The organism is uncultured Bacteroides sp., assembly GCF_910585845.1.
Lineage (GTDB): Bacteria > Bacteroidota > Bacteroidia > Bacteroidales > Bacteroidaceae > Bacteroides.
This window is the reverse complement of record NZ_CAJUHF010000042.1, coordinates 22,192-31,418: the sequence shown is the minus strand read 5'-3', so window position 1 is coordinate 31,418 and position 9,227 is coordinate 22,192. Positions and strand designations below refer to the sequence as shown.

Here is a 9,227-nt window from a genome sequence, read left to right as displayed (position 1 = left end):
TATCGTCCTATTCAGACGAAAGACTGGCGTTGGGAATTGGGTTATAACATAGCTTACAATAACAATGAGATAGACAAGTTGCTGGCAAGCGATGATGCTGATTATAAAATTCTGCATGGCGGTCTTGCTGTGGGAGATTCCGGTTCGGATGGTATCAAGGCTTGGGCTGTAGGGCATCCAGTTTCGTCATTCTATACTTACCAGCAGGTTTATGATAAGAATGGTCAACCTATTGAAGGAGAATTTGTTGATCGTAATGGAGATGGTATTATTAATTCATCGGATAGATATTTTTACAAGAAAGCTGATGCTGATGTATTGATGGGTATGACTTCCAAGTTGATTTATAAGAATTGGGATTTCAGTTTCTCTCTTCGTGCAAGCCTTGGTAATTATGCTTATAACGCAGTAGAGGCTGGTCGTTCGGATATTTCTGTGGAACGTTTGTATAATGGTAGCACATGGCACAATGTAACAAAAATGACTATGGCAAAAGATTGGAACTATGTCTCTAATCAAGATGCTCTTTCTGATTATTTCATTCAGAATGCTTCATTCTTGAAGTGTGATAATATCACTTTAGGCTATAGTTTTGATAAGTTGTTCGGTAAGATTAGCGGGCGTGTTTATTTGGCTGCTCAAAATGTCTTTACAATCTCTAAATACAAAGGTATTGACCCGGAAATCAACGGTGGCTATGATGGTAACATTTATCCTCGTCCATTTACAGGCGTATTTGGTGTAAATCTTAATTTCTAATTCATTATATAGAAGAATAACATGAAAACAAAAATATTGAAATCAATGATACCCGCTGTGGCATTTGCGCTGACATTGAACTTCAGTTCTTGTATAGGCGACTTGGATGTTGATCCAATTAATCCGCAGCAGACTATGGAATTTGACAATGATGCTGTCTTCAATAAAATTTATGCAAGTTTCAGCCTTACAGGGCAGTCTGGCCCTAACGGTAATGGCGATATTGAAGACGTGGATGAAGGACGTTCTGGTATGTTTCGTACTCAATGGTACCTTAATGAGTTTACTGCCGATGAGGCACATTGGGTGTGGGCTACAGATGCCGGACTTCCGGAATTGCTTCATAATTCATGGGGTGAAAGTTGTGTGTTTTCGGCCGCGCTTTATTACCGTCTTTACTTTACCATTACACTTTGTAACTTCTATTTGAGTCAAGAAGGTAACGCTGCTGATCAGGAAATTCGTAATGCAGAAGTACGTTTCATTCGTGCTTATAATTATGCACTTGTTATGGATTTGTATGGAAATGCTGCTTTTACGGAAACAGTCTCAGCTGAATTGGCTGAAGGATATTCAAGAAACCAGTTCTTTGAATATGTAGAAAAAGAATTGAAAGAATGTGCTGACTTGATGGCAGAACCGGGACGAAATTCCTATGGTCGCGCTGACCGTGTTGCTGCTTGGAATCTTTTGGCGCGTATTTATTTGAATGCAGAAGTTTATACTGGCACAGCTCGTTGGGATGATGCCATGATGTATGCAGATAAGGTGATAAATAATGGGTATTATCATTTGAACAAGGACGGAGCTGTCAATCCGGTAACTGGTGAGCAGTATTCGGGTTATCAATTGTTGTTCTTGGCAGATAATGACCGTAACGGAGCACAATATGAAAATTTATTGGTAGGACTTTCTGATGGTGAAAAAACTAAAAGTTATGAAGGGATGAATTTCCTTATCCAAGGTTCATATTCAAACAAAGTCTCGACAGATGATTATGCTCCTTCTGGTGCAGATAACAATTGGGGAAAATGTATTCGTTTGCGTAAGCAGTTGATTGATAAATTCTTTGCAACTACTCCGGCAGAAGCGGCAACATTGCAGGCAATGACTGCAGCAGCCAATGATGACCGTGCATTGTTCTTTAATAAAGGGATGGAGGCTTCGGTTTTGGATGAAAGCACTGATGAAAATTTAGGTTATAGTTGCGTGAAGTTCCGTAATATTAATTCAGATGGAAGTAGCAATGCTGTTATTGAATTTGTAAATACTGATTTGCCTGTTATGCGTATTGCTGAAGCTTATCTGACCTATGCTGAAGCTTCTGTTCGTAAGAATGGTGCTACTGGTAACAGCGATGCCAAGGCAAAATTAGATGAACTTCGTATTCGTGCACATGCACCTGTAAGAGGTACTTATACATTGGATGATATATGTGATGAGTGGTGTCGTGAGTTTTGGCTTGAAGGTCGTCGCCGTACAGATCTTATTCGCTTCGGAAAATTTGCCGGACAATCCGATTATAAGTGGGAATGGATGGGAGGCGTTTATGAGGGTAATCAATTCCCTTCTTACATGAGCATTTTCCCCTTGCCGGTAAATGAAATTTCAAATAATAAGAACTTGAAACAGAATACGGGTTATTAATAAAATTCAGAATAAGAAAAATGAAAAAATATATTATTGCTTCTTTGTTAGCAGGTGTTGCTTTTGTAGGGTTTACATCCTGTGAAGATGATAGGGATTCCAATCCTACTTTGAAAGTGCCTGATAGCTTTGTATTGAACACCCCTGCCTTGGCTGGCAATGTGTACGACTTGGCTAATAGTAACGGCATTGAGTTGACTTGTGTACAACCGGACTTTGGTTATACGGCTGTTGTAAATTATTATCCTCAAGTATCATTGACTGATGAGTGGGAAAATGTACTTGATGAAAATGGCGAGGTAGTTGGAAATCCGAAATTTGTGCAGTTGGAAAGTTATAGTACGAAAGCTAAAATGGATATTAATCCCAGTGACTTTAACAAAGCCATTATGAGAATGGGAGGTTATGCTGCAGAAGAGGATGTTCCTGATAACTTGGATGTATATGTACGTCTGAATGGAATCTTGGGTTCAGGAACGAATATCTATTCGAATAACATCACTTTAAAAGTTAAGCCATTTTTCCAAGCATTGGTAGCTGCCGATCCAGAGTTGTGGTATTTGATTGGTGGTTGTGTGGGAGATGGTTTATGGGGATCGGAAATCGGTGTTTCTGTTTATCCAATGTCTCCAGTCGAAGGTGGTAAGTTTGATGATGCTACAGGTAAGGGGCCGCTTACCTTTACCGGTTATTTTACACCGGAACTTGGCTTTAAACTTGTTCGTGTTCCTGGTGAATGGGCTGATCAATGGGGTGGCGTCGATGGAGATATTAACCAACCTCGCCTGAAAGATGATACGGGTGAAGGTGCTGACTTTAAGGTTCCTTCTGCTGGCTATTATCGGATTGACCTTGACAGTTATACGAATACATTGACCTTCACAGCTCTTGATAAAGAACCTGCAGAACATCCGCAAATGTTGCTTGCCGGTGACTTTAATAATTGGGAAGTTGGAACGGTAGCTATGTCTCCAGTGGATACTTATGAAGGTGCTCGCCCACATGTATGGATGTATGATTTCAGTACAAGTGAGAATACAACATTGAAGTTCGTTGTGGATAGTAGTTGGAATCCTAACTGGGGTGGTGAGAAGTTCCCGTTTGGTTGGGGTGTAGGCGGTGGTGCCAACATTCCTGTAGAAGCCGGAAACTATCGAATCATTTTCAATGATATTACAGGTTACTATCATTTCTACAATAAATAATTAATGGACAAATAAAAAATTGATTAGTATGAAAAAATCATTCATATATGGTATAGTTCTTACAACCGCATTGTTTAGCGGTTGTAAGGGCGATTATGATGACTGGGCAGCTCCCCAAGGTTTTGACCCGGAGGAGGCTAAAAATATAAGTGTGAATATTACGCCTGCCGGAGCCATTGACATGGAAAATGTAACGGCGGAAACAATTCAACTTTTTACAGCCTCGATAGATGCGCCGGAAGGCATGGAAGTTACGGCTTACGAGACGGTAGTGAGTAAGGTTGATGAAAACGGAATTGCACAAGGAAAAACTGTTTTGACAACTGATGTTTCAGGATATGTATCTACGAAGGAAGTTGTGAATGCAGTAGAGGGCTATTACGGTAAAAATCCGCTTGCACGTAAATTGGCTGTAACTGTAGTGGCGTACATTAAACAGGTGTCACAGGAAGGAGAAGCATTGCAAGCTTTCTGTGTAAATTCCAATCAAGTGGAAGTACAAGTGACTCTTGTTAAACCGGATATTTCGGAAGCCTATTACCTTGTTGGTGATATGGCTGGTTGGGATGCAGAGTCCATGTTGAAATTCAATCATAGCGATGTGAATGTTTATGATGATCCGGTATTTACTATTTCATTTACTACAACTGAGGAAAATCAGCATTGGAAAATTATTCCTCAAAGTAATATTGATACCGATGACTTTTGGGCAAATCCGGGAGTAGTAGGTGTAAAAGTGGATGGTGATGATTCTATGAGTGGTCAGCTTATCAATGAAAATGCTGCTGCTGGTAAGATCGCAAATCCGGGTAAGTATAATATGACTATCAATATGTTGGATTATACTTATGAAATCACGGTTGCTCCTACGGAACTTTATATAACCGGTAGCAATTATGATAATTGGCAAACTTGGAAACAGTTGACTCCGATTCATAGTGCAGAAGGTGAATATTGGATGATTTCCTACTTTACTGCCGGTGAAGTATTCAAGTTTGCTCCTCAAGCTGGTTGGAGTGGTGGTGACTTTGGAGGTGAGGCTACTCTTAATGATGAAGCAGGTTCGGATATTCATGCTGACGGTACAAATCTGATGATTGATAACGCCGGCTGGTATCTGTTGCATGTTGTTAACGGTGTGGATCGTGTAGTGAATGTGCTTACTCCGAATGTTTATTTGATAGGTAATACGGTAGGCGTATGGGAAGTTGCAGATGCTAATAAGTTCACGATTCCCGAAGACCCGGATGGAGAATTTGTATCTCCTGCATTTGTTGCTTCCGACGAAGTTCGTATGTGTGTGAGTTTCGGAGGTTATGACTGGTGGAAGACTGAGTTCATTGTTCTGAACGGAACGATTGTTTATCGTGGCACTGGCGATGACCAAGAGCGGGTAAAGGTTTCCGAAGGTCAGAAAGCTTATTTGAACTTTATGACAGGTACGGGTTCGTTTAAATAATCTTGCCTGAAACGAATTTATCAAGGCCCTTTTCTTGTATTCTTTGTGAGCAGGAAAAGGGCTTTTATTGTCTGATTTATAAAACTCATGGAATACGTATGAAGAATATTGTATTGGCTGTGTTTGGCAGTCTGTTTTTGTTGGTGGCGGAAGTCGGAGCACAAGAACGTTTATTGGGTGGCGACATTTCCCTGCTTCCTTCTTATGAGAAAGCCGGTACGGTTTATAAGGATGCGGCAGGCAACGCTGTGAAACCTCTCGACTATTTTAAGGAACAAGGCTGGAATGCCATCCGTGTACGTCTCTTTGTCGACCCGTCAAAGGCTTCTGCCGAACATAAAGGAGAAGGCGTATGTCAGGATTTGGACTATGTGAAAGAGTTCGGACAGCGGATAAAGAAGGCCGGTTATCAGTTTATGCTTGATTTCCACTATTCGGATACGTGGGCTGATCCGGGCAAACAATTCATACCGGACAGATGGAGAAATGCCGATGTGGCCTCATTGCCGGACAGTGTGTATGAATATACCAGGAATTGCCTGACGGCATTGATTGAAGCAAATGCAGTACCGGATCTCATACAAGTGGGGAATGAAATAACGAACGGTATGTTGTGGCCGGTGGCAAAGGTCGATCCTCTTGGCAGTCAGAATTGGAATCTGCTTGTAGAACTATTGGAAAACGGTGTCAAGGCTTGTCGCGAGCTTTGTCCGAAAGCAAAGATAATCATCCATACGGAGAAGGCAGGCGACTGGGACAAGACGAAAGCCTATTACGAACATTTGCGTCAACTTGACTACGATGTCATCGGACTCAGTTATTATCCAATGTGGCACAGGGCAGTAGGAGTATTGGCTGCCACTCTTGATTCTCTTGCAGTGGATTTTCCTGATAAGGAAGTAATGATTGTAGAGACTGCCGCTTACTATTCGCACGAAAACGATCGTTGGGCGAAGGGGGATGAGCAGTATGGAGAATTTTATCCCATCAGTGTGGAGGGACAACGCATCTTTATCCATGAATTGGTTGCAGAACTGTGCCGTCATGCCAATGTAACTGGCCTGTTTTGGTGGTTTCCCGAAGAAAACGCTTGTGGTAATGCGGTGACTGATGGCTGGCTCAATCGTGGGCTTTTTGATAACCATACAGGCAAAGTCCTTCCTGCGATGGAAGAGTTGAAATCGTTTGTGCAACCGCCTGCAACCGTTTGCACTACTTCTTCCCCTTCTTCTGTTTCTGATATTTGATGTTTTAAGATAACTGAAGTACTTTTGTTACTAACCAATAAATTGATACCGAATGAGAAGACTTTACTCCTTATTTATTATTTGTATGATGACCGTGCTTGCCGTGCAAGCACAGATTGTAACTACCACTCCGCCTTTTCCGACAGAAAGCGAAGAAATCACCATCGTTTTCGATGCGACGAAAGGTACGGCAGGGCTAAAAGGATTTACCGGTGATGTATATGCGCACACAGGGGTAATTACAAGTAAGAGCACCGGTTCCACAGATTGGAGGCATACGATTGCGGGGTGGACAGAGAATCTCCCCAAAGCTAAAATGACCAAACTCGGAAATGACAAGTGGAAACTGAAAATCACTCCGAATATCCGGGAGTATTATGCCGTTCCGGACGGTGAGAGTGTGAAGCAAATGGTCTTTGTCTTCCGTAGCTCGAACGGCAGTAAGGAAGGAAAAGATACAGGTGGAAAGGATATATTTGTAGATGTATACGCTGCTGACCTGACTGTCCGTTTTGACTATCCGGCAGAGAAACTGAACCAGCTTGTCGGGGTGCCTTTTACTATTCAGGCGTCTGCTTCCGCAGCATCCGACTTGAAACTTTATGTGGACGAAAAGGAAGTGGCAACGGTAACCGATGCTACTGTGATATCGAAGTCCTATCAGTTTGAAACAGCTGGGAGCCATATTCTGAAAGTAGAAGCTACGGCAAATGGTAAGACATCGTCTGCTACTCGAAAAGTGACCATTCTGAATGGCACAAGTGCCTCTGCTCCGATGCCTGCAGGTGTACGCCCCGGTATCAATTATATTAGTGATACGGAAGTCACTTTAGTCTTGCAGGCTCCGGGCAAGAAATATGTGTACGTGGTAGGAGACTTCAATGATTGGACTCCTGAAGCAGGTTATCAACTGAAGCAGGACGGGGAATATTTCTGGATCACCCTTTCCGATTTGAAAAAGGGAGAAGAATATGCTTTTCAGTATTTGGTGGATGGCACTATCTACGTGGCAGATCCCTATACGGACAAAGTACTGGATCCTTGGAACGATGGCTATATTGAGGCCGCTACTTATCCGAATCTGAAAGCCTATCCTACAGGGAAAGCAGAGGGCATTGTTTCCGTTTTGCAGACTGCGCAGGCTGCTTACGATTGGAGAGTGAAGAACTTTGAACGTCCTGCTTCCGAAGAACTGGTCATTTATGAAATGCTGGTTCGCGACTTTACCAAGGAGCACACTTTCAATGCGGCAAAAGAAAAACTGGAATATCTGAAGAACTTAGGCATAAATGCCATCGAATTGATGCCCATCAATGAATTTGAAGGGAACGAAAGTTGGGGATATAATCCTTCGTTCTACTTTGCCGTGGACAAGTATTACGGTACGAAGAATGACTTGAAGTCTTTCGTGGACGAATGCCACGGGATGGGGATTGCTGTCATTATCGACCTCGTCTTGAATCATAGTTTCGGGCAGTCGCCTTTCTACCTGCTATATAGGGATGCGGATGGCAGGCCTTCTGCCGACAATCCTTGGTATAACCAGGAGTCGAACATAAAGAACAGTAGCTTGTCATGGGGATACGATTTCAACCATGATAGCGAATATACTCAGGCTTTAGTAGATAGCGTGGCAGGGTTTTGGATGTCGGAATACAAGATTGACGGTTTCCGTTACGACTTTACAAAAGGTTTCTCCAATACTCCCTACGGCGCTAATGATTGGGCGAATGGACCGGACAATGCGCGTATAGCCAACTTGAAACGTATGGCGTCTGCCGTGCAGGAACGTCAGCCGGGTGCTTACATCATTTTTGAACATCTGGCAGCTACTTCCGAAGAAAAGCAACTGGCGGAGGCGGGCATCCTGTTGTGGCGCAATAAGAACGAAGCGTATTGTGAAGCTGCCATGGGGTGGAGCGGAACGAAAACAGATTTCTCCGGTTTGTTTGCCGGTACATCGGGCATGCCGGCAGGCAGTCTGGTAGGTTATATGGAGAGTCATGACGAAGAACGTATGGGCTTTAAGGCATGGAAGTGGGGAGAAAAGGGAGTGATAGCGTCTGCTGCCAGTACAAATACAGGCGTAAGCCCTTCGGCAGGAAGCAACATCAATCTGCCTACCCGTATGAAGCGTTTAGCCACTAATGCAGCCTTTTTCCTTACAGTACCTGGTCCGAAGATGATTTGGCAGTTTGGTGAACTGGGATATGATTTTTCTATCAACAATAATAGCGACGGCTCTAAATATGATGCCCAAGGAAGTTATCGTACGGATCCTAAACCAATCAGATGGGATTACTGGGAAGATGCCGACCGAAAGAAATTATATCATACATATGCTGCTCTTCTGGATTTGCGCCATTCTTATCCGGAACTGTTTGCTTCGGATGTTGTGTTCACTTGGAAAGTAAGGGGTACTGACTGGAACAACGGGCGTATCTTGTCTGCAACTTCTGCCGATGGTGAGAAATCGCTCGTTATAGTCGGTAACTTTACGTTAGCGGATAATAATATCTCGGCTACATTCCCAAAAACCGGGACTTGGTATGAATTGTTGGCGGACAATGCACCATTGAATGTATCTGCTACTACACAGTCCATTGCTGTCCCGGCCCATGAGTTCCGCCTTTTCACTAATTTCAAGCCGACGTTGACGGGAATAGATGAGGACGTTGCTGATGCAGAGAGAAGGCTGATACACTATGACAGGTGGACGGATACGGTGGTATCTTCTGCGGGAATTGCTGAACGTATGGAAGTGTACTCTGTCAATGGTATGTTGGTGATGTCACAAGGCAATTGCGATGCTGTAGGTTTGTCGGCTTTGCCGTCAGGGTATTATATGGTACGTGCCTGTATGAAGGATGGCAGGGTGCAGGTTTGCAAGGTGATGAAATAGTTTATGTA

5 protein-coding genes and 1 pseudogene are annotated in these 9,227 nt (G+C 43.1%); all 6 read left to right on the top strand.

All coding sequences use genetic code 11. The features are described 5' to 3' along the window. Positions 1 to 759, top strand: a pseudogene (locus QZ323_RS11210) (SusC/RagA family protein); the annotation flags it as partial. 21 nt (positions 760 to 780) lie between these two features. After that, positions 781 to 2,406 carry a RagB/SusD family nutrient uptake outer membrane protein gene (locus tag QZ323_RS11205; protein WP_294634779.1) on the top strand — a complete coding sequence of 542 codons (1,626 nt, stop codon included), beginning with the start codon at positions 781 to 783 and terminating at the stop codon, positions 2,404 to 2,406. 20 nt (positions 2,407 to 2,426) lie between these two features. Next, positions 2,427 to 3,611 carry a SusE domain-containing protein gene (locus QZ323_RS11200; protein WP_294634778.1) on the top strand — a complete coding sequence of 395 codons (1,185 nt, stop codon included), beginning with the start codon at positions 2,427 to 2,429 and terminating at the stop codon, positions 3,609 to 3,611. A gap of 28 nt (positions 3,612 to 3,639) precedes the next feature. Further along, positions 3,640 to 5,070: a DUF5115 domain-containing protein gene (locus QZ323_RS11195; protein ID WP_294634777.1), complete on the top strand. Its 1,431-nt coding sequence runs from the start codon at positions 3,640 to 3,642 to the stop codon at positions 5,068 to 5,070. 98 nt (positions 5,071 to 5,168) lie between these two features. After that, complete coding sequence (locus tag QZ323_RS11190) at positions 5,169 to 6,317, top strand: glycosyl hydrolase 53 family protein (protein WP_294634776.1); 1,149 nt, start codon at positions 5,169 to 5,171, stop codon at positions 6,315 to 6,317. A gap of 52 nt (positions 6,318 to 6,369) precedes the next feature. After that, positions 6,370 to 9,219, top strand: a complete 2,850-nt coding sequence (locus tag QZ323_RS11185) for an alpha-amylase family glycosyl hydrolase (RefSeq protein WP_294634774.1) — start codon at positions 6,370 to 6,372, stop codon at positions 9,217 to 9,219. The last annotated feature ends 8 nt before the right edge of the window (positions 9,220 to 9,227 follow it).

Bases quoted from the DNA above. Each gene is read 5' to 3' on its own strand.
- QZ323_RS11205 (WP_294634779.1), top strand. From the start codon at position 781: ATGAAAACAAAAATATTGAAATCAATGATACCCGCTGTGGCATTTGCG.
- QZ323_RS11185 (WP_294634774.1), top strand. From the start codon at position 6,370: ATGAGAAGACTTTACTCCTTATTTATTATTTGTATGATGACCGTGCTT.
- QZ323_RS11195 (WP_294634777.1), top strand. From the start codon at position 3,640: ATGAAAAAATCATTCATATATGGTATAGTTCTTACAACCGCATTGTTT.
- QZ323_RS11200 (WP_294634778.1), top strand. From the start codon at position 2,427: ATGAAAAAATATATTATTGCTTCTTTGTTAGCAGGTGTTGCTTTTGTA.
- QZ323_RS11190 (WP_294634776.1), top strand. From the start codon at position 5,169: ATGAAGAATATTGTATTGGCTGTGTTTGGCAGTCTGTTTTTGTTGGTG.